25 protein-coding genes are annotated in these 24,405 nt (G+C 58.0%); 13 read left to right on the top strand and 12 right to left on the bottom strand.

All coding sequences use genetic code 11. The annotated features are described in order from the left end of the window. Positions 1–81 precede the first annotated feature (81 nt). The 4 genes from AC2FFH_RS08460 to AC2FFH_RS08445 are packed head-to-tail and all read left to right on the top strand — an operon-like array spanning position 82 to position 3,257. A complete protein-coding gene (locus AC2FFH_RS08460) occupies positions 82–531 on the top strand; it encodes a GNAT family N-acetyltransferase (protein WP_496735772.1) in 450 nt (149 codons plus the stop codon). After that, complete coding sequence (locus AC2FFH_RS08455) at positions 528–1,895, top strand: DUF2927 domain-containing protein (RefSeq protein ID WP_496844192.1); 1,368 nt, start codon at positions 528–530, stop codon at positions 1,893–1,895. The genes AC2FFH_RS08460 and AC2FFH_RS08455 overlap by 4 nt, the downstream gene beginning before the upstream one ends. 3 nt (positions 1,896–1,898) lie before the next feature. Next, positions 1,899–2,069 (top strand): hypothetical protein, encoded by a 171-nt coding sequence (locus AC2FFH_RS08450; protein WP_186437468.1) that lies wholly within the window; start codon positions 1,899–1,901, stop codon positions 2,067–2,069. Positions 2,070–2,072: 3 nt separating this feature from the next. Beyond that, positions 2,073–3,257, top strand: coding sequence for a vWA domain-containing protein (locus AC2FFH_RS08445; protein ID WP_058274514.1), 1,185 nt, complete (start codon positions 2,073–2,075; stop codon positions 3,255–3,257). A gap of 3 nt (positions 3,258–3,260) precedes the next feature. Here AC2FFH_RS08445 and trhA read toward each other — a convergent pair whose 3' ends face one another. Then, on the bottom strand, positions 3,261–3,929 hold the full coding sequence (gene trhA / locus AC2FFH_RS08440) for a PAQR family membrane homeostasis protein TrhA (protein ID WP_496767032.1): 669 nt from the start codon (positions 3,927–3,929) through the stop codon (positions 3,261–3,263). A gap of 149 nt (positions 3,930–4,078) precedes the next feature. Further along, positions 4,079–4,549, bottom strand: coding sequence for a hypothetical protein (locus AC2FFH_RS08435; RefSeq protein WP_496782652.1), 471 nt, complete (start codon positions 4,547–4,549; stop codon positions 4,079–4,081). A 191-nt stretch (positions 4,550–4,740) separates the two neighbouring features. On the opposite strand from AC2FFH_RS08435, the gene AC2FFH_RS08430 reads away from it, so the two are divergent. Next, a complete protein-coding gene (locus AC2FFH_RS08430) occupies positions 4,741–5,427 on the top strand; it encodes a M48 family metallopeptidase (protein WP_496723279.1) in 687 nt (228 codons plus the stop codon). Positions 5,428–5,495: 68 nt separating this feature from the next. Here the strand turns inward: AC2FFH_RS08430 and AC2FFH_RS08425 are convergent, their stop codons facing one another. Genes AC2FFH_RS08425 through AC2FFH_RS08405 form a run of 5 tightly spaced genes read right to left on the bottom strand, consistent with a single transcriptional unit; the run spans position 5,496 to position 10,710 of the window. Further along, on the bottom strand, positions 5,496–6,038 hold the full coding sequence (locus AC2FFH_RS08425) for an RSP_2648 family PIN domain-containing protein (RefSeq protein WP_496735778.1): 543 nt from the start codon (positions 6,036–6,038) through the stop codon (positions 5,496–5,498). Continuing rightward, on the bottom strand, positions 6,035–7,237 hold the full coding sequence (locus AC2FFH_RS08420; RefSeq protein WP_496844191.1) for an RSP_2647 family RNA methyltransferase: 1,203 nt from the start codon (positions 7,235–7,237) through the stop codon (positions 6,035–6,037). The genes AC2FFH_RS08425 and AC2FFH_RS08420 overlap by 4 nt, the downstream gene beginning before the upstream one ends. 38 nt (positions 7,238–7,275) lie before the next feature. Further along, positions 7,276–7,548 (bottom strand): hypothetical protein, encoded by a 273-nt coding sequence (locus AC2FFH_RS08415; RefSeq protein WP_108859046.1) that lies wholly within the window; start codon positions 7,546–7,548, stop codon positions 7,276–7,278. Then, positions 7,535–10,324 (bottom strand): [protein-PII] uridylyltransferase family protein, encoded by a 2,790-nt coding sequence (locus AC2FFH_RS08410; RefSeq protein WP_496844190.1) that lies wholly within the window; start codon positions 10,322–10,324, stop codon positions 7,535–7,537. The genes AC2FFH_RS08415 and AC2FFH_RS08410 overlap by 14 nt, the downstream gene beginning before the upstream one ends. Then, a complete protein-coding gene (locus AC2FFH_RS08405; RefSeq protein WP_496844189.1) occupies positions 10,321–10,710 on the bottom strand; it encodes a DUF4440 domain-containing protein in 390 nt (129 codons plus the stop codon). The genes AC2FFH_RS08410 and AC2FFH_RS08405 overlap by 4 nt, the downstream gene beginning before the upstream one ends. A gap of 147 nt (positions 10,711–10,857) precedes the next feature. Here AC2FFH_RS08405 and AC2FFH_RS08400 point away from each other — a divergent pair, with 147 nt between their 5' ends. The 4 genes from AC2FFH_RS08400 to AC2FFH_RS08385 all read left to right on the top strand — a co-directional run bounded on the left by AC2FFH_RS08400 (position 10,858) and on the right by AC2FFH_RS08385 (position 13,075). Next, positions 10,858–11,280, top strand: coding sequence for a DUF2852 domain-containing protein (locus AC2FFH_RS08400; protein WP_282151432.1), 423 nt, complete (start codon positions 10,858–10,860; stop codon positions 11,278–11,280). 65 nt (positions 11,281–11,345) lie between these two features. Continuing rightward, positions 11,346–11,777, top strand: a complete 432-nt coding sequence (locus AC2FFH_RS08395; RefSeq protein WP_058274521.1) for an RDD family protein — start codon at positions 11,346–11,348, stop codon at positions 11,775–11,777. Between the two features lie 77 nt (positions 11,778–11,854). After that, positions 11,855–12,679 (top strand): arginyltransferase, encoded by an 825-nt coding sequence (locus tag AC2FFH_RS08390; protein ID WP_109311356.1) that lies wholly within the window; start codon positions 11,855–11,857, stop codon positions 12,677–12,679. Between the two features lie 6 nt (positions 12,680–12,685). Beyond that, positions 12,686–13,075, top strand: a complete 390-nt coding sequence (locus AC2FFH_RS08385) for a VOC family protein (RefSeq protein ID WP_109311357.1) — start codon at positions 12,686–12,688, stop codon at positions 13,073–13,075. 133 nt (positions 13,076–13,208) lie between these two features. Here the strand turns inward: AC2FFH_RS08385 and AC2FFH_RS08380 are convergent, their stop codons facing one another. The 3 genes from AC2FFH_RS08380 to AC2FFH_RS08370 form a co-directional block, all read right to left on the bottom strand. Further along, the gene (locus tag AC2FFH_RS08380; protein WP_496844188.1) at positions 13,209–15,563 is read right to left on the bottom strand and encodes a TRAP transporter large permease; all 2,355 of its coding nucleotides are present in this window, start codon (positions 15,561–15,563) and stop codon (positions 13,209–13,211) included. A 17-nt stretch (positions 15,564–15,580) separates the two neighbouring features. Continuing rightward, positions 15,581–16,507, bottom strand: a complete 927-nt coding sequence (locus tag AC2FFH_RS08375; protein WP_496723297.1) for a TRAP transporter small permease subunit — start codon at positions 16,505–16,507, stop codon at positions 15,581–15,583. 121 nt (positions 16,508–16,628) lie between these two features. After that, a complete protein-coding gene (locus AC2FFH_RS08370; protein WP_109311369.1) occupies positions 16,629–17,711 on the bottom strand; it encodes a TRAP transporter substrate-binding protein in 1,083 nt (360 codons plus the stop codon). Positions 17,712–17,959: 248 nt separating this feature from the next. On the opposite strand from AC2FFH_RS08370, the gene AC2FFH_RS08365 reads away from it, so the two are divergent. Both AC2FFH_RS08365 and AC2FFH_RS08360 read left to right on the top strand, forming a co-directional pair. Beyond that, complete coding sequence (locus AC2FFH_RS08365; protein WP_496767021.1) at positions 17,960–19,393, top strand: cache domain-containing protein; 1,434 nt, start codon at positions 17,960–17,962, stop codon at positions 19,391–19,393. Beyond that, positions 19,390–20,037 carry a response regulator transcription factor gene (locus AC2FFH_RS08360; RefSeq protein WP_496844187.1) on the top strand — a complete coding sequence of 216 codons (648 nt, stop codon included), beginning with the start codon at positions 19,390–19,392 and terminating at the stop codon, positions 20,035–20,037. The genes AC2FFH_RS08365 and AC2FFH_RS08360 overlap by 4 nt, the downstream gene beginning before the upstream one ends. Positions 20,038–20,120: 83 nt before the next feature. Here AC2FFH_RS08360 and AC2FFH_RS08355 read toward each other — a convergent pair whose 3' ends face one another. Together AC2FFH_RS08355 and AC2FFH_RS08350 are read right to left on the bottom strand one after the other, a co-directional pair. Further along, the gene (locus AC2FFH_RS08355) at positions 20,121–20,504 is read right to left on the bottom strand and encodes a bleomycin resistance protein (RefSeq protein ID WP_058273963.1); all 384 of its coding nucleotides are present in this window, start codon (positions 20,502–20,504) and stop codon (positions 20,121–20,123) included. A 48-nt stretch (positions 20,505–20,552) separates the two neighbouring features. Further along, a complete protein-coding gene (locus tag AC2FFH_RS08350) occupies positions 20,553–21,398 on the bottom strand; it encodes a HalD/BesD family halogenase (protein WP_496844186.1) in 846 nt (281 codons plus the stop codon). A 422-nt stretch (positions 21,399–21,820) separates the two neighbouring features. Here AC2FFH_RS08350 and AC2FFH_RS08345 point away from each other — a divergent pair, with 422 nt between their 5' ends. Together AC2FFH_RS08345 and ilvN are read left to right on the top strand one after the other, a co-directional pair. Further along, positions 21,821–23,572: an acetolactate synthase 3 large subunit gene (locus AC2FFH_RS08345; protein ID WP_496844185.1), complete on the top strand. Its 1,752-nt coding sequence runs from the start codon at positions 21,821–21,823 to the stop codon at positions 23,570–23,572. Between the two features lie 67 nt (positions 23,573–23,639). Then, the gene (ilvN, locus tag AC2FFH_RS08340) at positions 23,640–24,200 is read left to right on the top strand and encodes an acetolactate synthase small subunit (protein WP_496767016.1); all 561 of its coding nucleotides are present in this window, start codon (positions 23,640–23,642) and stop codon (positions 24,198–24,200) included. The last annotated feature ends 205 nt before the right edge of the window (positions 24,201–24,405 follow it).

Below are 24,405 nucleotides of genomic sequence, written 5' to 3'. Positions count from 1 at the left end.
CGGGGGGCCGGGTGTCAGCATTGGCCAAAAGGCCGTCCGGCGTCGTCGGGCAGTCCGGCCTGACGACATAGGAGCCAATGCTTGTCTGACACCCTTAATATCCGGGCGCTGCAGCCCGAAGATCGCGCCGAATGGGCCGAGATGTGGCGCGACTATCTGGCGTTCTACGAAACGACCGTGCCAGAGCAGACATATGACAGCACCTTCGCACGGCTGCTTGGGGATGATCCCAATGATTTTTCCTGTTTCGTGGCCGAAGCGGATGGTCATCTTGTTGGCCTGACCCATTACCTATTTCACCGCCATGCGTGGAAAGAGGAAAGCGTTTGCTATCTGCAAGACCTGTTCGCCCGGCCCGAGGCGCGCGGAACCGGCGTTGGCCGCGCCTTGATACAGGCAGTCTATGACGAGGCCGACCGGCAAGGCGCGCCTTCTGTCTATTGGCTGACACAAGAGTTCAATCACACAGCGCGCAAGCTCTATGACCGGATCGGCAAGCAAACGCCCTTTATCCGGTATCAACGCCCATGATCAGGGTCGCAGCGGTCCTGTTTGGCTTTGCCGTCGCCGGATGCACCGCGGTCACCACCCCTGAACCGCCAACACGCGTTAAGGCGATCGAGGCAAACCTGCCGCCCGCCAAAGCGTTCACGTCAACCCGACCAAGACCACCCGCTAGGTCGAACGCTAATATTGCAGCCGATTTCCTTTCTTTGCACTTCGCGCTCGAAGGCGGCGCCACCCTGCCCGTATTCACCCGGTTCGAGGGCCCCGTCACCGTTCGGCTTACTGGATCACCCACACCGTCAATGCAGCGCGATCTGACCCGGTTGTTGACGCGTCTACAACGCGAGGCCGGGATCGACATTCGCCAGATGACGGAGGGCCAGGCCAACATAACAATCGAGGCCGTCAGCCAGGAGCAGATCCAACGCATCTTGCCGCAAGCCGCCTGTTTCGTGGTTCCCAACGCATCCAGCTTTGAGGAATACCGACAGGACCGGCGCAAACGGAAGAGCAGTTGGACCGCGCTGCGCAGCCGCGAACGGCTGGGCATTTTCATTCCCTATGACGTGAGCCCGCAGGAAAAGCGCGACTGCCTGCACGAGGAACTGGCACAGGCTCTGGGGCCGCTGAATGACCTGTATCACCTGCCGGATTCGGTGTTCAACGACGACAACATCCACACCATTCTGACCGGTTTTGACATGCTGATCCTGCGCACGGCTTATTCGCCCCAATTGCGCAGCGGCATGACACGCGAACAAGTCCAGGCCGTCCTGCCCGGCATTCTCAGCCGACTGAACCCGCGCGGCGATACTTTGCCGGCGCAACCTGTTTCGGACACACCGCGCGAGTGGATCAACGCCGTCCAAAAGTCGCTTGGATCAAGGCCAAGCACACGCAACCGGGTGAAAGCCGCGGAAAGAGCGGTTCAGATCGGGCAGGAACAGGGCTGGACCGACCATCGGCGGGCGTATCCGCATTATATTCTTGGCCGCATGGCGCAATTCGACAATCCGCAAGAAGCGATCCGACACTACGAAACTGCCATGCAATTTCTGCGCTCTGCTCCGGGAACTGAAATTCATCAGGCTTATGTGACAACGCAAACCGCGGCCTTCGCGCTTTCGCAGGGAAAAGGACCAGAGATACTGCCCGAACTGGACAAGGCAATTGCAGTCATGTCGCGGGCCGAAAACGCATCTCAATTGGCCACTCTGTTACTGTTGAAATCCGAAGCGCTCAATCAGGCCGGACGCCCGAAACAGGCACGTACCGTCAGGCTGGACAGTCTGGCATGGGCGCGATACGGCTTTGGCTCGGAAGTCGTGGTCCGGTCGCTGATGCAGGAAGTTGCCGAAGGTCCGTCCACCAACAACAGAGGCGGATAACGCATGGTCGTAGTTTTGGGAATGGCGTTATTGGGGGCGATCCTTGGCGCGATGAAGGCTCGCAAACGCAATGGCAGCGGCGCGGATATTGCCCAATATGCGGCCGGTTACGGCATCGCATTTGCCATTGTAGGTCTGGTGCTTTCCCTGATCCTGGTTCGTTTGGTGGGTTAACGCATGTTTCTGCCCTTTTTCGAAAACCTCCGCAAAGCTGGCATTCCCGTATCACTGCGCGAGTATCTGACTTTTCTGGAAGGCATGAAAAAGGGTCTGGCGACCTATGATGTCGAGGCGTTCTATTACCTCGCTCGCGTTTCGATGGTGAAGGACGAGCGCAATATCGACAAGTTCGATCAAGCTTTTGCCGCCAGCTTCAAAGGTCTGGAAGAGATCAGCTTTGATCAGGTGCTCGAAGCTGTCGATATCCCAGCCGAATGGCTGGCCAAGATGGCCGAGAAACACCTGTCAGACGAAGAAAAAGCCGAGATCGAGGCCATGGGCGGCTTTGAAAAACTGATGGAGACGTTGCGTGAGCGTCTCAAGGATCAAGAAGGCCGCCACCAGGGTGGCAACAAGTGGATCGGCACCGCCGGGACGTCGCCGTTCGGGGCTTATGGCTATAACCCCGAAGGTGTGCGGATCGGCCAGAAGGAAAGCCGTCATCAGCGCGCCGTAAAAGTGTGGGACAAGCGCGAATTCAAGAACCTGGACGACACGGTTGAACTGGGTACGCGCAATATTAAGGTCGCGCTGAAGCGCCTGCGTCGCTGGGCCCGCGAAGGTGCGGCCGAGGAACTGGATCTGGACGGCACCATCCGCGCCACCGCCGAACATGGCTATCTCGACGTCAAAACCCGCCCCGAGCGTCACAACGCAGTCAAAGTGCTGTTGTTTCTGGATGTGGGCGGCTCGATGGATCCACATATCAAAGTTGTCGAAGAGCTGTTTTCCGCTGCAAGAACCGAGTTCAAGCATCTGGAATATTACTACTTTCACAACTGCCTGTATGAAGGCGTCTGGCGTGACAATCACCGCCGATGGGATCAGCAGACTCCGACCCACGAAGTACTGCGCACCTATGGTTCAGACTACAAGTGCATCTTCGTCGGCGACGCCTCGATGAGCCCTTATGAGATTGCCTATCCCGGAGGCGCGAACGAACATTGGAACAAAGAAGCCGGTCAGGTCTGGCTGCAGCGCGCGCGCGAGCAGTGGACATCAAATCTGTGGATCAATCCGGTGCCGGAAAAGTACTGGGAATACACCCATTCCATCGGCATGATCCGCGAGGTTTTCGAGGACCGCATGGTGCCGATGACGCTGGCCGGTTTGGAACAGGGGATGCGGGAACTGACCCGCTGACCGTCATATCTGCAGGACCGGCGCCCAGGCAATACGGAACGAAACCGCAAGGAAAAACAACACGCTGCCTGTCAGAACGAAGACATGCCAGATTGTGTTGTGGAACGGCAACCAATCCAGAAGATAAAAGGCGATGCCCGCGGTATAGACGATGCCTCCGGTGATCATCAGCGCCACAACAGGCTGCGACAAGTCGGCCAGCAGCGATTGACCCGCCCAGACGGACGCCCATCCCATCAACACATACAGCGCCAAACCAAACCAACGGAACCGGTGAGGGTCGATCATTTTCAGGATTGATCCAAGGGTCGCAGATGACCAAAGACCGATCATGAGTCCGGTCATTGGGGCACCGGAAAGTAAGATGAATGGCGTGTAAGTACCTGCAATTTTGACGTAAATCCCCGAGTGATCGAGGCGGCGCAGCAACTCACTCCATCGATCAGATTGTACCATATTGTACAAAGCCGAAAACGACAGCATCAGAATAAGAGTGAAGCCGTAGACCGAGACCCCAAGAACCGCAGCAGGCTCAGTCCGGTATAGGGCGGTCAACGCGATCAGCGCCGGAACGGCAACGATAGCCGCAGTGACGCCAAGGATATGAACAACGCCATCACTGACACGTTCAGCCCTGCTATAGGCCGGGCGGATATCGGCAAATGACCACATAATTTCAAAGTTATGGCGCGACCTGCCCTGCGACAAGTCTGGCAGCCACTGTGTTTCACACTGTGACGATATATTGATTGTAAAAATGCGCCGCGCAAGCCGCCGAAACGACGACTAAGCCGATATGAATGGGCGCGTTTCTTCAGTACTCATCGACTCATACGGGACTGACGTAGGCTTCGCAAATCAGCGCTTGTAGTCGGTGGCGGCGGAGGTGCTGCGCCGGGCAGCGGTGAAGGACCGGGCTGGCTTTTGTCCGGCAGAATTCCATAAATTAGGGCGGTCCAGCCCAAACCAACCCCCAAAGCCCATGCGGGAAGCGCGATCAGAATAGAAAGCGATTTACCCAGTGAAGCGTCTAGTTCCATGGGCAGAACTACGGTCATACTGACGATCCCGAATAGAAGAACGAGCGGCCCCGAGCCCACAAAAATGACAAAGGCTTTGATCATTCCAGCGGGGTCAGCCAGCCAACTTGGCGTCAGCTTCGAAATGGCCATCGCCAAACTGATAGCTAACGCAATCGATGTGGACAAAACCAACGGTCCAATGTGGAACCCCTTAGAAAAGCCGACGGCCAGCGCCCCGGCCGATGCTACAGACACAAGAATGCCGTACATCCCCAATGATCGCAGGCAAAATATGTACATCCGCAAACAGAAACTCTTCATAACAAAATCTACCTTGTTGAAAACCTTGCATCGAATTCGTGCTATGCGGGAAAATGGGCGAGAATTGGACCCATTCACCTTTATGGCACAAAAGCTCAAGCGCGGTTGCCTAATCCCCGGCCCGGAACCATATTTGTAAGATGCTACGTCTGACCCCGATCCTGCTGGCCATTGCCTATGCCCTTGTGATGTACCGGATTTCCGTCTGGCGCACACATAAGGATCTGGATGCAAAATCCACCGAGCTGGCCGACCCTGCCCTGAAACGCATGACCGACCGGCTGGCTGCAGCGTTAGAGATCGACCGGGTGCCGGTCTACATCTATGAGATTGACCCGGTGAACGGTTTGGCAGCACCTGACGGGCGGATTTTCATCACGCGTGGATTCTACCGCAAATTTCGCAGTGGCGAGGTTTCCGCCGAGGAAATGGCCAGCGTCATCGCGCATGAATTGGGTCATGTGGCACTGGGGCATGCGCGCCGCCGGATGATCGATTTTTCCGGGCAGAATGCGCTGCGGGCCGCTTTGATGATGCTGCTGAACCGCTTTATCCCGTTCATCGGCGCGTGGATTGCCAATATGCTGACACACCTGTTGGCGTCGCGCCTGTCGCGCAGTGATGAGTATGAAGCTGATGAGTATGCCGCCGCTTTGCTGACCAAAGCCGGGATCGGAATCGGACCGCAGAAGTCGTTGTTTCACAAGCTGGAAGACCTGACGCAGCAGCGTGCTGGCGTTGTGCCCGCCTGGTTGATGAGCCATCCGAAAACGGACGAACGGATCGCTGCCCTGGAGGCATTAGAGCAGCGTTGGACCCGTGGCTGATCTAACACCGAGAGGCCAGCCTATCGCGCTCTCCGGGATATTTTTAGCCAGATGAAGCTGGATACCGATTACGTAGAGAGCGCTTTGCCCAGGCGTGGGAGACGGGCTTTTTTCATCAGCGGGCGCAAGGTCCATTGGTCGCCCGACAGGCGGTTGGCCTCGGCCAGGACACGGTTGGCTGTGCCGCTTATGCCGTCGGGATCGGATTGCCAGAAGCCGTGCAACAGATTGTCCGGATCACGGCGGTCCAGCCCTTCCTCGGACAGGATGTTTCGGGGAAAGTCCTTGGCGTTGACAGTTACGATCACGTCCGCCGAGGATGCAACAGCCGTTGCCAGAACGTGGATATCTGCGCTGTCCGGCAGCCAGAGCCGCTGTTCGACATTGGTTGCCGCAGGAAACTCGGCTTTCGGCCAATTGGTCTGCGCTAGTGCGATTTCGGCGCGTGCCTGAGCCTCGCCTGTTGGGCCCAGCTTACGAGCCGCACGCGCCCATTCCTCGAGGATGCGCGCCGACCACACGGGAGTAAAATGGCCTAGTTTGGCAGCGCCGAGCAGCATCTCTCGCATCACCGTAGGGTAGATGACGCAGGTATCCAGAACTGCCTTCACAGCCGGTAGAACACAGCTTTGAGATAGCCGCTTTCAGCCAGTTGCGGCAGTTGTGGATGGTCGGGTCCGGCAAAGCCTGTATGGATCAGCTGCGCCTGTCGCCCTGCCCGACCAATCCCACGAGACGACGCGTCGCGGAACCGGCCCAGATCAGCCGCGTGCGAGCACGAGCACAGGCCCAGATAGCCGCCGGGTTTGACCAGAGCTGCCGCCAAGCGGGCCACACGTTCATAGGCGCGCAGGCCCGCGTCCAGCGCTTGTCTGGAAGGCGCAAAGGCGGGCGGATCGCAGATGACGACGTCGAACTGCGCGCCCTCTTCGCCCAATTGGGTCAGGACCTCGAAGGCGTCGCCTTGGCGGGTTTGGAACGTGTCAGCAAAACCAGAGGCCTCGGCCCCTTTGGTCGCGAGATCCAGCGCGGCTGCAGATCCATCCACAGACAGCGCCTGCCCTGCACCACCAGCCAGCATGGCCAGTCCGAAGCCACCCACGTGGCTGAAGACGTCCAATACCTGCGCGCCCGGTTGCACCAATCGCGCGGCGAAAGCATGGTTAGGCCGTTGGTCGTAGAACAGACCGGTTTTCTGGCCGCCGGTCAGATCGGCCATATAGGTCGCGCCATTCATCGGCACTGGTAGCGGCGCATCTGGCGCTGTACCACGCAGTGTAACGTTCACGTCGTCCAAGCCTTCCAGCCCTCGGGTTCGCCCCGAGGCGTTTTTGAGCACGGTTGTCACGCCGGTGACAGTGACCAAAGCCTCGGTCAGAGTTTCCAGATGCGCCTCGGCCCACGCGGCATTGGGTTGGATCACACAGGCATCGCCAAACCGGTCGATGATGACACCGGGAAAGCCGTCCGCTTCAGCATGGATCAGGCGATAATAGGGTGCGTCGAACAGGCGTTCGCGCATCTCGAGCGCGCGGCGCAGGCGGGTTTCGAACCACGCTGCGTCCAGTTGCCCGTCCAGATCGCGGTCCAGAACGCGGCACATGATTTTGGAGTCAGGATTCACCGCAACCAGCGCTATGGGCGCGCGTTTGTCATCCTCAAGCACCGCCAAAGCCCCTGCTGGGATCTTTCGTGTCCGACGGTCCGTCACGATGTCATTGGCATACACCCACGGAAAACCGTGGCGCAGGCCACGTGCGTTGGCTTTGGGTTTCAGGCGGATACGGGGGTGATCGGCAGTTTGGGTCATGACGCCCTCATAGTCGCGAATACCCCGAGGGAAAAGCCCTAGCGGTCGCGCGATCGCCAACCGCCCCGCCGCTTGGGGGTTTTGGCAGATTGTAACCCCTCGGCCAATACCTGCGTCATCGGGTGATCGGCGTCCTGCTGGGAATAGGCGGCATGCAGGTCGATTAACGCCTGGGATTGGTCCCGTTCAGCCGGCAGGCTCAGCGCCCAGTCCAGAAAAATGCTGCGGCATTCAGGCAATGTGATGCCTTCGATCCGATACGCCTCGCGGATCAACCCTTTGTGATCATTTGGATCTTTACTCTGCGCCATTATCTTCGTCCCTGATCACGCCGCCAATGATCCCGGCGGCCGTGCTGTAGTTGTCTTGCAGCGCGCTTTGCAGCTGTTCAACCTGTTCAAATCCAGTCGCGCGGCACAGGAAGGCAGCCCCCCCTTCGCCGACCTTGTCAGCTTCGATGACCTTGCCGGACAACAAGCGCGCCGCACATTGCACGGACCAGCATAGGTCGTAGCAGTCCTTCAACGTTTGCGCCTGAGCGACGTCCAACAAACCAGCAGCGACGGCGCCGTCCAAACCGGAATGCACATCGCGCTGTTCCACGCCTGACAACATCGCCCCGGTTTCGGCCATCAGCTCGATATCCATCATCCGGCCGGGGCCGTTCTTGGCGTCCCAGATCCCTGCTGGTGATTTGGCTGCGGCCAGGCGGGCGCGCATCTCGGCCACTTCGCGCAGGGCCTTCTGCTGGTCACGCGGTTGCGACAGCAGGCCTGTACGGAACGCCTCGATGTCTTTGGCCAGACCTTCGTCTCCGGCGATCACGTGGGCCCGTGTCAGGGCGAGATGTTCCCAAACCCACGCTTCGTTCTGCTGATAGTTGGTAAAGCTGGCCCAACTTGTCGCCACCGGCCCCTGATTGCCCGACGGGCGCAAGCGCATATCGACCTCATACAAACGCCCCTGTGACATCGGCGCGGACAAGGCCGTGATCAGCGCCTGCGTGAACCGGGCATAATAGGTGCGGGTCGCCAATGGGCGCGGTCCCTCGGACATATCCTGATCCAGCGGGTCATAGATCACGATCATATCCAAATCGGATTGCGAGTTGATCCGCCCAGCCCCAAGTGACCCCATGCCCAGCACGGTTGCACCGCGCCCCGGTGCAGGGCCGTGTTTACGGGCAAAATGATCCGATACGCGCGGCAGGATCGCGGCAATCACCGCGCTTGCAAGCTGAGCGTATTGCTGCCCCGCCTGTTCACCATCAATCAGCCCGCGCAGGTGATGAACGCCAACGCGGAAGTGCCATTCCTTGCACCAGCGGCGGGCCAGATCCAACTGGCTTTCGTAATCTGATTCCTCTGAAAGGGCCTGATCTAGATCCGCCTGCAGCGTAGCCTGCCCCGGCCAGTCGCTAAAGAAACTCCCGCCGATCACCGCATCAAACACCGATGCATTGCGCGACAGATGCGCCGCAAGCGCGTGGGATGTCCCGACAATATCAATCAGCAGGTCGATCAGTTGGGGGTTGGCCTCGAACAGTGAAAACAGTTGAACGCCGGCGGGCAGGCCTGACAGAAAACCATCAAGTGCCCGCAGCGCCTCGTCCGGTTGCGCCGTTTTTGCCAAACGCGATAGCAGCTCGGGCTTGAGGCGTTCGAAAATCCGCGCGCCGCGTTGCGATCGCAGTGCGGGATACGTCGTCCAGCGGGCCAGAACGTTCTGGTCAAAATCCACCTCGCCAATTGGCGCGCGCGTCGAGGAACCGGGCGCAAAAAAGCCTTCGGTCAGGTCGTGCACTTCGGTCAGTCTGTGGGTCAGGTCACGGGTCAGTTCGTCGACGTCGATCCCCATCAGGCAGGCAACGCGTTCTATCCCGTCCGGCGATTGCGGCACCTTGTGGGTCTGAGCGTCATGGATCATCTGGATACGGTGTTCGACCTCACGATGGGCGCGATAATGATCAGTCAGCTTGTCTGCCACGTCCTGCGGGACCCAGCCTTTTTCGGCAAGCGCCGCCAATCCGGGTACCGTACCGCGCACGCGCAGGTCAGGGTCACGACCACCAGCGATCAACTGGCGGGTCTGGGTAAAGAATTCGATCTCTCGAATACCGCCCTGCCCCAGTTTCATGTCATGACCCGGAATGGTCAGTGCACCGCCGGTCCCCTTGTTCTCACGTATACGCAAACGCATGTCATGGGCGTCCTGAATGGCGGCAAAATCCAGGTGACGCCGCCAGACAAAGGGGCGCAGCGTATCCAGAAACCGTTGTCCTGCCGCAATATCGCCAGCGCATGGGCGTGCTTTGATATAAGCCGCGCGCTCCCACGTGCGGCCCAGGCTTTCATAGTACCGCTCGGCCGCCTCGGCCGCCATGCAGACCGGCGTCACTGCCGGATCCGGACGCAGGCGCAGATCGGTGCGGAATACATACCCATCCGCTGTCTTGTCGCTGAGCGTGGCGCAGAAATTGCGTGTCGCCCGCACCATGCCTTGTCGCGCTTCGTAGAAGTCATCGGGATCAAACCGGGTCTCATCGAACAGAACGATCAGGTCGATGTCCGAACTGTAGTTCAACTCGTACGCGCCCATCTTGCCCATCGCCAGGATAATCATCCCGGCTGCGGTTTCGACATCGTCCGGCCCCATGCCCGGTAGTTTACCGCGCCGTATCAGGTTGGCGATCTCGGCCTTGGCCGCCACATCCGCCGCTAACGCGCCAAAATCGGTTAGCGCAGCAGTCACCTTTTCCAACGGCCACGCGCCCGCCAGATCGGCCAGAGCGGTCAGCAACGCCATCCGTCGCTTGGCCAGCCGCAGCCCCGGTTTCAACTGATCCGGCGGTAGTATTTGCGCAGCCTGCAAAACGTCGGCCAGCGCTTGATCGGGGTGTTGCAGCGCTGAGGCCAACCAATCGTTTTCGTGATCGATCAAGTTTTTCAGATAGGGGCTGGACCCAGCTGCCCCTGCGATCAACTCGCCCTGTTCGGATGAAATGCCACTTACCGCTGCGCGCGCATCATCGCCAAGCGACTGATCGAATGCTCGTGGCAAGCGCTGAATGGAAAGAGGCGCGGTCATTTCCCCTCCAGAGGCGTATCCTGGCTGAAACTGTTGACCCAGACATCGTGCCGCCATTCCCAAAGCGACGAGATTAGCATTGCCTCCCAACCCTCGGCCTTGGGTCGCTGATAGTCGGCCCGGTATGACAGCAGAACAATGTCCAAGGTCAAAACCCGCAACCGGGTGTCGCTTAGCTCATAGCGCGCCATCGTCGGCGCGTCGGCAAACTGCCCCACATGATCATCCCGGTTCGCAAATCCCGTCGGATAAACCCCAAGGAAATCCGAGCTCAGCAAGGCCCGGTCTGCGGCTGCATTGCCTTCCATCAGGGCAGTCCAAACCTGCTTTTCCAGGTTCAGAATTTCATCCAGCGTCGGAGGTGTCGTATTTTCAATATGTTGCATAGGCGGAAAGTGCGCCCGTTCCACAGCAAGGTCAACCACCGCAAATTACAAAATGTAAATCATTTTTACATCGACCCCTTGCAACCCGCACTTCAGTCCCCATCTAGACAATGTGAACGCAATTTACATCAAACCCGGAGAACCCAAATGACCGCATTGTCCGACCACGCCGTCCCACAAAATCCGGGGTGGCTCTCTCGTGCCGAAGCCTGGATGGATGACAAGGGCAAAGGGGCCTGGATCGCCGCCATGGTCCTTGGTTTCATCTTTTTCTGGCCCGTTGGCCTGGCGCTTCTTGCCTATATGATCTGGAGCAAACGCATGTTTAGCAAATCCTGCAGCAGTCGCAAATCCTGGCACAGCCACATGAGTGCGATGAAGCCATCCGGCAATAGCGCGTTTGACGCCTACAAGTCCGACACCCTGGCCCGGCTCGAGCGCGAACAACAGGAATTCGAATCCTTCCTGCGCCGCCTGCGCGACGCCAAAGACAAGGCTGAGTTTGACCAGTTCATGGACGAACGCGCCCGTGAAAACAACGATGAGGCTGAAAACGGCGAACGCGCCTAAGCCGACCTTGCCCTGTCCCGACATTCGGGACAGGGTGCCCTAAATTCTCAGCCGGAAATCAAAATATGACCCACCTGCCCGACCCAGACCGACAGCCGGAGTTTTACCAGTCTGTCGCGACCAAGCGTTTTATCGCCTGGCTTTTCGACATCGCCTTTATCTCGCTGTTGTGTACGGTAGCCATCCTGCTGACCTTTGGTCTGGGCTTTTTCGTCCTGGCCTTGATCTACGCCGTCGTCAGTTTCGTCTACCGCGTGATTACCATCGCCAATGGCTCGGCCACACTGGGCATGCGCTTTATGGGGATCGAACTGCGCGATTCATTCGGATCCCGGATGGATTTGGGCAAAGCGGTGGCCCACACAGCCGGTTATTTTGTCAGTATGGCGTTTCCGGTCATTCAGATCATCTCGGTCATCATGATGCTGACCAGCGCACGCGGCCAGGGACTTACCGATGCGTTCCTTGGAACTGTCATGATCAACCAGCGCGCGTAAAAAATTCAACGACGTGAATCACTTGGCGGTTTTAGGATCGGTTGTTATCATCCGGTCCAAGGAAACACGGAACGTTCATGCGACACACGCTGCCAATCGCGCCACAATTTTATGTGACGGCCCCACAGCCTTGCCCTTACCTTGAGGGCAGGATGGAGCGTAAATTGTTCACTGCCCTTCAGGGGGAAGGTGCGGATCAGCTGAATAACTCATTGTCCCAACAAGGGTTTCGCCGATCGCAAAATGTGTTGTACCGCCCGTCCTGCTCCGATTGCGCGGCCTGTCTGTCGGCCCGGATCGACGTGACGGCCTTCCGCCCAAGCAAAAGTCAGAAACGCGCGGCAAAACGCAACGCGTACCTGCAACGCAGGGCGAACTCACCCTGGGCCACGGACGAGCAATACGAACTCTTCCGTCGCTACTTGGATACCCGCCACGCGGATGGTGGAATGGCCGATATGGACGTTTTCGAATTCGCCGCGATGATCGAAGAAACTCCGATCCGCAGCCGTGTCGTAGAATATGGCGACCCAAGTACCGGAGATCTGATCGGCGTCAGCCTGACGGATGTTCTGGATGACGGCCTCAGCATGGTCTACTCGTTCTACACCCCCCAGCAACCGCAGAACTCGCTGGGTACGTATATGATCCTCGATCACATCGACATCGCGCGCGAAGCCGGATTGCCCTATGTCTACCTCGGATATTGGGTGCCGGGCAGCCCCAAGATGGGCTACAAAGCGCGCTTCTCAGGGCTTGAGGCCTATTACCAGGGCGAATGGATCAGCGTAAACAACCCATCTGAACTGACGGATTCCAGCCGCCACCCTTTGTCCACCGCGCCAATCGCGGAACAGGTTGCCAGCATCCAACTGCCCGACCGCCACCCTACCAAAGGCTGATATCCCATGCCCCAAAGTCTTTTCGCCGTCACCCTCGTGGTGCCGGACTACGATGACGCGATCGCCTTCTATACCCAAACACTCAGTTTCACCCTGCAGCAGGATATTGATCTCGGCGGTGGCAAACGCTGGGTCCGGGTTGCCCCGCCGGGTTCGGGCGACGCATCCCTGCTGCTGGCCAAGGCAGATAGCCCAAGCCAGACCGCTGCCGTTGGAAACCAAACCGGCGGGCGCGTCGGCTTTTTCCTTCAAACCGATGATTTCCAACGTGACCACAACGCAATGATCACTGCAGGCGTCCATTTCGAGGAAGACCCACGCAATGAGCCCTATGGCATCGTCGCCGTCTGGCGCGACCCGTTCGGCAATCGCTGGGATCTGATCCAGTTCACCTGATCTGCACTTCATCTGGCAAAAATATCCTAGGGTTGAATTGGGCGCAGACCAAGAAGGGCCAGCGCGCCTTCCCCCAACACCAAAGCAAAGGGGGCCCAAAGGCCCCCTTTTCAATTTGGTTATGAACGTCGCATCAATTCGGGATCAGATCCGGAACAATGGTCACGATCGACGGGAAGAACCACAGGATCGCAATCCCGACCACCTGAATGATCACGAACGGAATGATCCCACGGTAGATGTGGCCTGTTGTGACTTCTTTGGGCGCGACCCCTCGTAAGTAGAATAGCGCAAACCCAAACGGCGGCGTAAGGAACGACGTCTGAAGGTTCACCGCCACCATGATCGTCACCCATTTCGGATCGAACGAGCCACCATAAATCACCGGTCCCACGATGGGGATCACGATGTAGATGATCTCGAGGAAATCCAGCACGAAGCCCAGAATGAACAGCACCAGCATCACGATCAGGAAGACCGTGAACTCGTTGTCAAAGCTGCGCAGGAACTGCTGAATATAGTGCTCACCCCCGAACGAGATCACCACCAGGTTCAGCAGTTGCGATCCGATCAGGATGGTGAACACCATCGAGGTCACCTTGGCCGTTTCACGCACAACAGGCGTCAGAACCCCGCTGGTGAACAAAACCCAGCACCCAAACAACAGACCGAACAGGGCATACAGATAAGCACCGTAAGCAATTATGAAGGCGACCCAGGTCTCAAAGTTCACATTGCTCTGATTGATGCGCAGATCAAAGTTCACGCCCATCAGCAGCGCAATGATCACGGCAAAAGTGGCCCAGATGATCACCTTGCCGGAACGTTCCTGATCCTGCAGCTTGCGATAGGCTGCCAGCATGATCGCTCCGCCCGCCCCAAGTGCTGCTGCGGGTGTTGGGTTGGTCACACCGCCCAGAATTGATCCTAGCACCGCGATAATCAGAACCAATGGCGGAAAGACCACCCGGATCAAATCATTCGTGGCACACCGGGCTGCCGCCTCCTTGCAGCCGTACATTGCCAAGGCAAAGGGCAGAGCCAGAAGGACGAAGGTCAATCCCGAAGACGTTGTTGGTGCAATCAACAAAACATCAACCAGTAACATCAACAGCAGACCGATAGCGCCCAAAATCAACGGCTGCGTCGGTTTGGACGGCGCAATGCCGCGGCCCATGACCAGTGTCAGACCCAGCAGAACCACAATCACCGCAACACCAGTACCAATCGGCGCCGCAACGGCGATCTTGGCCTCGCGCGCCTCGACCAGCGCCTCTTCGCTCAGTCGTTCGGCGTTGGCGACACCACCTGCGGCATCAATCGCCTCCTGCTCGGATACGGCTTGATCCCAGGCAGATTGCCCATGCAGTTCGATCATCGAGGCCTTGCACTGCTCGGACACATTGGTCCGCAACGACGCGCCCTCACCGATGTCCGAGAACGCCGAGACGTTGATATTCTGGCTGCCAATGACCCCCGAGCTGCCCAGCAGGACTGCGCCAACGATCAGGGCGACAGGTGCACCAAGCAACCAGGTCAGGCCTTCACTACGCGTGATCGGCTCACCACTGCCACCCGACATTGGCACCGCCGGTGCTTTCTCAGGGTTCAGCAGCGCATAGCCAAAGGCATACAGCGCATAGAGCAAGGCCAGCATGATCCCCGGCAACAAGGCAGCCTGGAACAGCGTCCCGACCGATACCACAGCCGGTTCCCCCAGATAGGTCAGCGCATCGGTACAACCAGCGTCCTGAGCGCGCGTTTCCTGCGCAGTTGAATAGAGATCACCCGCCAAGGTGCCCAACAGAACGATCACGATGGACGGCGGAATGATCTGCCCCAACGTGCCTGATGCCGCAATCACACCCGTCGCCAGTTCAGGCGAGTAGTTGTTGCGCAACATAGTCGGCAGCGCCAGCAGGCCCATGGTTACCACGGTCGCGCCAACAATTCCGGTCGAGGCCGCCAGGAATGCACCCACGACCACGATCGACACGGCCAGACCACCCGGCAACGGCCCAAAGACGCGCGCCATTGTGGTCAGCAGGTCGTTCGCGATCTTTGAGCGTTCCAGCGTGATGCCCATCAGAACGAACATCAGAACGGCCAGCAGGGTCTCAATAGACTGCCCCGCCAGAACGCGTTCGTTCATGCGGTTCACGATGAACGACACATTACGGTCCAGCGCGGTTTCCCAGCCTTGCACAAAGACCGGCTCGGCGATCCTTGGTAAATCCGGGAAGCGGAACACCGACACCGTGTCCGGTTTGACGCCCGAATTCACAAGGTCTCGGTATGCTTGGGAACTGGTATCAATTGCCTGGTGTATTAACAGACCGGCACTGTCCAGCGCCGCGATGATACCGAATGAGATGATACCGGCCCCGCCGATGGCAAAGGCCACCGGAAAGCCAGAAAGGATGCCCCCAAAGAGGCAGAAGAATACGATAATGAGGCCTATCTCGACGCCATCAAGTCCGAATAACATAGTCTGGGTCTCCGTCCCTAATGTGCGCCTTCGTAGGCTTCTTCACCCTCGCCAAGGCTGTCCTTGTCGAGGTATTTTCCAACGCTGTCCGGTCCTTCGACGTATTCCAGATACGAGCGGTACAGGAATGCGATTGCGTGCAGGAACACCATTCCGGCAAATGCAATCAGCAGGATCTTGAACAGGAAGTATCCGTTGAACCCATTTGGGCTGAACCCGATGGTTTCGATGTTCCAGCGCAGCGCACGGGATTTCATCACCAGACGATCCAGCGTGTCACTGGCCGACGGTTTCGGTACGATCAGGTGCCGCCACATGAAATACCAGCCATACATCCACGTCAGCACGGCCATCGGCATCATGAACAAAAGCGCGCCCAACATGTCCACCACACGCTTGGCGCGGTGGCTGATGCCGGCATAAATCAGATCAACACGGACATGGCCGCCCTGCACAAATGTGTAGGTGCAACACAGGCAGACGACCATCGCGTTGTAAAGCTTCAACTCTTCGGCAAACCAGCTGATATCCATTTGAAACGGGATACCCAGACCAAAGGACATATCCGGGCGGGTAAACACGCGTTGCATGAATACGATGACGATTTGCTGAATGACCATCAGCAAACCGGCCCATGCAAAGAAGCGCCCGGTGGTGTTGGCGAACCCTTCCAGGCCCCGCACCATCCCCCACATGAAATTCCGGTAGTACAGCCCGATGGCCGTCAGAACCAGAAAGAGGGTGAAAACCACAAAGAAGAACTCGACCGAGCCGCCATAGTAGACAAAGCGCATGATGGCTTCTTTGTCCGACCAGTTCAGCCAGAGTTGCGGATGCGTTATGGCGTATCCGAAATTATAGAAGGCTTCGGCAATGTTTTGAACGAACCACACAAGTCCGTTCCACAGGGCGCCGAAGAACGAGATACCGTTTTCGTCCTGCATGTTGTCCCCAGGTCGTATCAGTTGCACTGCTGATTATAGCGGTTTGATGGGTCCGCGCATACGCAACAGAGAAAGGTTTCCCCGCGAAGGCGGGGAAACCAATGGAACGTTTGGAAAACGTTTAGCCGCGGACGCGGTTACGCTGCGTGGTGTAAACACCCGACGACAGGTCCAACCATCCAGCCGACGAGGCCGACGACGCCATGGCGCTGTCGTGGATTTTCTTGAACAGCTCGTCGCCCATGTTTTCGTCCAGCACTTCCTGGCTGGCCGCACCAAACGCATCCCAAACGCTGTCCGGGAATTCCATGACCTTGACGCCGCCTGATTGCAGGCGCTGCAGAGCGGCACCGTTGTTGGCCAGGAATTGTGCCAGGTTCCACTGGTGTGCTTCGGCAGCGGCAATCTCGATGATCTTCTGCTGAGCAGGTGTCAGGCTGTCGAACACGTCGCGGTTGGTTGCCAGCGACAGGCCTGCGTTCGGCTCGTGGAAACCGGCGGTGTAGTAAACCTTGGTGATTTCCTGGAAACCGGCTTTTTCGTCAGCCCACGGACCGATCCACTCGGTACCGTCGATCGCGCCGGACGACAGCGCCTGATACACTTCCGAACCCGGAATGTTCTGCACGGACGCGCCCAGTTTACCCAGAGCTTGGCCACCCAGACCGGGCATACGGAATTTCAGACCTTGGAAGTCTTCTGGACCGTTGATCTCTTTCGAGTACCAGCCACCCGCCTGCGCGCCGGTGTTACCTGCCAGGAACGACTTCAGACCAAAGATCTGGCCCAGCTCGTCATGCAGCTCCATGCCGCCGTCCTGATAGTACCAGTTCACCATTTCCTGAGCGGTCATGCCGAACGGAACAGCGGTGAAGAAGGCATAGCCCGGGTGCTGGCCAACAAAGTAATAGTCCGCCGCGTGATACATGTCGGCCTGACCCGACGAAACCGCGTCAAAGACTTCAAACGCACCAACCAGTTCACCGGCAGCCTTGATGTCAACGGTCAGGTTGCCGTCCGACATCGCAGTGATGCTGTCGGCGCAACGCTGTGCGCTGTCGAAAACACCCGCCAGGCCGCGACCCCACGAGGTTACCATGGTCAGCGTGCGCTTGCCCTGCGCATATGCCGGTGCCGCCAGTGTGGTGGCTGCAGCTGCCGAGCCGCCCAGAGCAGATGTTTTCAGAAATGAACGACGATCCATATGAGTGTTCCTCCCCTACATATTCAAAACCCGAGCGATTGCCGGGCGTAGTCGTTTTCAGTGCGCGTCAGCCTAATGACCAAGATGTGAATGTGAATACCTAGTACTACGTAGGGCATCGCGTTTTTGGTGTTTTACCGGGTGCAAACCGTGACAAATGCAAAATAATTCTGCGCGCCGGCCCTCTCATATGCGCCAATTCACCAAAAATTTTGCAATTTCCTGCCTGCTTGCGTATCGATTCGCCTATGAGGGGATTCCGGAACCTGATCTCGCTGACCTATGGCCAGAAATTGTCGCTTGTGGCGGCGATCCCTCTGGTCGTCGCAGTGGCCGCGATTGCTTTCTTTGTGGTTCAGGAATCCCGGGCAACCGCCGAACGCGAAATTGAAGCGCTTGAGCGGCGACTGATTGAAGCCAAGAAAGAAGAGCTTAAGAACTATGTCACGCAGGCTCGAAACGGGTTTGCCTATATCTACGGACGGGCATCCACAGAGGATAAGGTTGCGCAGAACCTTGTGACGCAAATCCTGTCAGCGATGATCTACGGCAAGGACGGGTTCTTTTTTGTCTATGACTATGACGGCAACAATCTCGTCAGCCCGCGCCAGACCGAATTCATCAACCGGAACTGGGAGGGGCTAACCGATAGCGACGGCACCCCTGTTGTGGACGAATTCATCAGCCTGGCCCGTCAAGGTGCGGGCTGGCACAGTTTCATGTGGCAAAAACCTTCGACAGGCGAAGAGGCGCAAATGATCGCCTATGTGGTCGGCCTGCAAGATTGGCGGTGGGCTGTCGGCACAGGAGTTTTCATCGACGATATCGTCGCAACAGTCGCCAACGCGCGGGCTGAGGTCGAGGCCCGCGTGCAACGGACGTTCTCGTATATTGGCGCAATTGTTCTTGCTGCGGTGTTGGTCGTCTTCGCCTCGGGCATGTTGCTGAACGTCCGCGAACGCCGTCTGGCAGATGCCAAACTCAAGGAACTGACACAGCGGGTTTTCGACGCGCAAGAAGAAGAGCGTGGCCGCGTGGCGCGCGAACTTCATGACGGCATCAGCCAGATACTCGTAGGCGTGCGCTATACCCTGGATAATGCGCGCCGCCGTTTGTCGCGCGGTGATGACGACGGTGCGCGCGAGCCGCTGGACAAGGGGATCGATACGCTTGGGTCCGCCATTACCGAAGTCCGCCGCATCAGCCGAGATCTACGGCCCGGCGTTCTGGACGATCTGGGCCTTGGCCCTGCCCTCAAGGCTCTGACCGACGATTTCTGTGAACGCACCGGGATCGAGACCGAATTCTCAACCGTGGTGTTCCGCAATCGGCTGGATCAGGATAGCAAGATCGCCCTCTACCGTATTGCCCAAGAGGCATTAACCAATATTGAACGCCACTCCGGCGCGACCCGTGTTACAATCGACCTGCGCGGCCACAAGAAAGGCGCAACAATGCGGATAACCGACAATGGCCGTGGGTTACGCACCACTCCTGATCCGGCCAACCCCGGTATCGGCCTGCGCAACATGCAGGAACGGATCGAACAGCTTGACGGATCGTTGCGCATTCTGTCATCACGCGCCCCACGCAGCGGAACGGTGATTGAGGTCAGCCTGCCCCTCAGCCACATGCTGCCGCCGCAAGAAGACGCAACGCCTAACCGAAAGGCCGGTACATGAGCGATCAGACAATCCGGGTTCTTATCGTCGACGACCACCCGATGGTCGCCGAAGGGATTCAGTCGATCCTTGAAAGCTATGACGAGATCGAGGTGGTTGGGACGCTAAGCAGCGGACAAGAGGCCGTTGATCGGGCCGCCGATCTGGCACCGGACGTGATCCTGATGGACCTCAACATGCCCGGTCTTGGTGGGCTCAGCGCGACCGAGATCATTCTGGAACGACTGCCCCAGACGCGCATCCTGATCCTATCCATGCACGACAGCCGCGAATACATCTCGACCGCGCTCAGCCACGGCGCCAGCGGTTACGTCCTCAAGGACGTTCCCACGGACGAGATCAAACAGGCCATCGACGCGGTAATGCGCGGCGAGCAGTACCTGTGCACCGGGGCCAGCGGATCGCTTCAGCCCAAAGGCGATAGCGCCCGCGAGGCGCTGACCACGCGTGAACAGACAATCCTGCTGGAACTGGCGCAGGGCAATTCCAACAAGGAAGTCGCCGCGGCGCTGGATATATCAGTCAGAACGGTTGAAACGCACCGCAAGAACATCAAGCGCAAACTGGGGATTTCATCCACTGCCGGCCTGACCCGCTACGCGCTTGAACATGGCGTTTTGCAGGGCACAAGCCCCGGCTTTTGATCCCGCAGCGCGGAACGCGCTGCCCGGCCCAACCGGAGGTGGTGCGCCAATGGCGCATCGACGACGGGCGGGAGCTTTTGATTTCAGGGCCTTGGTCGAATGTCCTCACCAAAAAAAACCAGTGTTCCATCCTCATCCAGGACGTGAAACTCGCGTTGCTGATACGGCTGATCAAACGGCGGACGCACGCGCCCCTCTGGTAAATCAGCCAACCCTGCCTTGAGGGTTTCATACAGATCATCAATCCCGGCCACATCGATGTAAAAGGACTGATCATCCCCCAAGGCGCGTCCATCATCGCGCGGCGGACATTCAAGCAAGCGGATGGCGACCTTACCACGCGACAGAAAGGCATAATTGTCCTGCCTGAAACCGCAGGTAAATCCCAATCGGTCGCAATAAAAATCAATCTGCTTTTGCAGTGACGAGCACAGAACAAAAGGCGTAAGCTGTAGCAATTCCGGCATATGCCCCTCCGACGGTAGCCTCTGCTCTCGATTGTAACCTGCAGCCGGTCAATCCAACAACTGATCCTTGCGCAATCCCACTCGCTGGTGATGATGCGGTAGAACCCGCCCATACAGCTGCCTGGTACGTTCAATCCCACCACACATGCCTTCGGCTTCGACAAAGGAAAAGATACCGACATACCGGCTACGCGCCCCTTGGACCGGGGCGACCCGGTGCAAGGCGTATCTGCCCTTGAAGATCTGCAAGTCTCCGGGCTGCAACTCCAACGTCCTGACCAGTGCCCGGTTTCCATCCAGCACAGAGGCCACGGACGAGAAATTCTCGTCCTCGGCGCTGCGCAGGTTCGGCACATATTCAAAGGCCCCACCCGTCTCGCCATTCTGGATGGCCATTGTCACGGTGTAGTTGTTTGTATCGAAATGCCAGGGAAAGCCCTGCCCTTCCTCGACCACGTTGACGATCACATCCGCCAGCGGATCATCATAGCGAAAGAACCGATCCTCCGGCTCATCCAGCCCATCGCGTATGAACGGCAAGAAGCCCTCGAATTCATAGATTCGGCGCAGTGGACCCGATTTGGGGAAGTTGTCCGCCGGAACGAAGGCGTTCGACCGGTCATAAAATCTGCGTATCGGGTGGTTCAGGTCCAACCGAGGATCGTCCTTTGAAAAATAAGCGTTGGTGCGGTTGAAAGACCGATGCGCGCGGTCGGCCACGGCATCCGCCTCTTTCAATAGCTGCGCCAAACCTTCGGGGTGGATAAAACCGGGCAAAACGGCACAACCGTCCTGATCCAACTCGCGGCGCAGATCACCGATCAGTCGTTCATATGCGCGCGAGTCCGGGCAATCGATCGGATACCGCCCCAGATCAACCAGATCATGGATCATCCTCCGCCTCCCTTCCTTGTTCGGTCAATCTCAGCGTGCCGCAGTCAAAACTGCTCATCATGCTTGTTTCGGACATCGCGATGCCGCTTTTTGACTACCCTCAAGTCAGAAAGCCGAAGGTCAAAGGGGGTATTTTTCCTGAATATTCCCTGCATGCGTCAATCTGCGCAATAAAATGTCGCAAATTTCACCCTCAGAGTTAGAAAATTGGTGCAAAAGCCTGTTGACGCCCCTTCCCCCGGCTCATAATGTCCCTGCACGCAAAGAAGGAGCCTCTGGCGATGAGAACGCTAGTCGTAATCGTAGGAACCACGCGCATGGGCCGGTAACGGTAAACCATAATCGAACCCATGCGCCTCCGAAAATCTCGGGGGCTTTTTTTTGTCAAACGCAAGACACATGTCGCGAACGGAGCAAAGCAGATGACACGTGAGATGACCGGCGCAAAGATGGTAGTTCAGGCCCTCAAGGATCAGGGCGTGGACACGGTATTCGGATACCCCGGCGGTGCTGTGCTACCGATCTATGATGAGATTTTTCTGCAAAACGATATTCGTCACATTCTGGTGCGGCATGAACAAGGCGCGGTTCACGCAGCGGAAGGCTATGCCCGTTCGACCGGCAAGCCCGGCGTTGCCCTTGTGACCTCTGGCCCCGGCGCGACAAATGCCGTGACCGGCCTGACGGATGCGCTGCTGGATTCGATCCCGATTGTGGTTCTGACCGGACAGGTTCCAACCTTCATGATTGGCTCGGACGCGTTCCAAGAGGCCGATACCGTCGGCATCACCCGCCCCTGCACCAAGCATAACTGGCTGGTCAAGGATACCGACTCGCTGTCCGACACGATGCACGAGGCATTCCATGTCGCCACCTCCGGCCGCCCCGGCCCGGTGCTTGTCGACATTCCCAAGGACGTTCAGTTCGCCTCCGGCGAGTATAGCGCGCCCAAGCCTTCGACCTCGCATTATCAGCCGGTTCTGAAAGGCGATCTGGAAGAGATCACCGAACTGGTGGCCGCAATTGAGACCGCCAAGAAACCCGTCTTTTACACCGGCGGCGGCGTCATCAACTCCGGCACGGCGGCCAGCCAGTTGCTGCGCGAACTGGTTGATGCGACAGGCTTCCCGATTACCTCGACCTTGATGGGTCTGGGCGCCTACCCGGCGTCGGGCAAAAACTGGCTGGGCATGCTGGGCATGCATGGTCTCTACGAGGCTAATCTGGCGATGCATGACTGCGACCTGATGATCAACATCGGTGCGCGGTTCGATGACCGGATCACCGGGCGGATCGATGCGTTCTCGCCCAATTCGAAAAAGGCCCATATCGACATCGACCCTTCCTCGATCAACAAGGTGATCCGCGTCGACATCCCGATTGTCGGCGATGTTGCTCATGTGCTGGAGGACATCCTGAAGGTTTGGAAAGCGCGTGGCCGCAAGACAGATGAGGCGTCGGTTGCCAAGTGGCAGGATCAGATCACCGAATGGCGCAAGGTCAATTGTCTGGCCTACACCAACAGCGAAAAGACGATCAAACCGCAATACGCGCTTGAACGGCTGGAAGATCTGACCAAAAAGCACGACCGTTACATCACCACCGAGGTCGGTCAGCACCAGATGTGGGCCGCGCAGTATCTGGGCTTCGAAGATCCGAACCGCTGGATGACGTCGGGCGGATTGGGCACGATGGGCTATGGCTTCCCGGCCTCCATCGGTGTGCAGATGGCGCACCCTGACGCGCTGGTCATCAACGTCGCGGGCGAGGCCTCGTGGCTGATGAACATGCAGGAAATGGGCACCGCAGCGCAGTACCGTCTGCCAGTAAAACAGTTCATTCTGAACAATGAACGCCTTGGCATGGTCCGTCAGTGGCAGGAACTGCTGCATGGCGAGCGGTACTCACATTCCTGGTCCGAGGCCCTGCCCGATTTCGTCAAACTCGCCGAGGCCTTCGGGGCCAAGGGCATCCTGTGTTCCGATCCGGCCGATCTGGATGACGCCATCATGGAGATGATCAACTATGACGGTCCGGTGATCTTTGACTGTCTGGTGGAAAAGCACGAGAACTGCTTCCCCATGATCCCGTCGGGCAAGGCACATAACGAAATGCTGTTGGGCGAGGCCGAGACACAGGGCGTAATCGATTCCAAAGGTTCGGTTCTGGTCTGACACAATTCGACAGATTTTGTCGGGTGCACCGGCACCCGACCATCACAGGATTATGAAAGGGACATAAATGTCTGCCCTACATATCAAAAAAGGTGCAACGCGCCATTCCGCCTATAACCTACGCCCCACGTTTTCGGACGTGCAGGAACGCCATACGATTGCTGTCTTGGTCGAAAACGAACCGGGTGTGCTAGCTCGCGTGATCGGGTTGTTCTCGGGCCGGGGTTACAACATCGAAAGTCTGACCGTCGCCGAGGTGGATCACACTGGCCACCTAAGCCGCATCACCATCGTCACCACCGGCACCCCTCAGGTGATCGAACAGATCAAAGCCCAATTGGGCCGTATCGTTCCGGTGCACGATGTTCACGACCTGACTGTCGAAGGCCCATCGGTCGAGAGGGAACTGGCGATCATCAAGGTTGTCGGCGCGGGCGACAAGCGGGTCGAGGCGCTGCGTCTGGCCGATATCTTTCGCGCCAGCGTTGTCGATAGCACGTTGAATTCGTTCATCTTCGAGCTCACCGGTGCCCCTGACAAAATCGACGCCTTTGCAGATCTGATGCGCCCGCTGGGCCTTGTCGAGATTGCACGCACCGGCGTGGCCGCCCTGCTGCGCGGCGACTGACTTTTTCGCCTCGCCCCCCCTTTTGATACCGGGGCGAGGCGCAGTCCCAGGACATGCTCAAACAATACTGCTGTATGTTGCTTATGAGCATGGTTACCCAAAAAGATCATACAAATTGACGTAAAGCCTATTGCGTTTGCCTGCCCCAACGTTAACTTCGGGGGCGTAGCGTGGTGTTGGGATGCGCCAGCTGGGGTCACCAGTA

This window comes from Ruegeria sp. YTSC003 (assembly GCF_059609785.1).
Note: the sequence above shows the minus strand (reverse complement) of the source record. Positions and strands in the feature narration are given on the sequence as shown.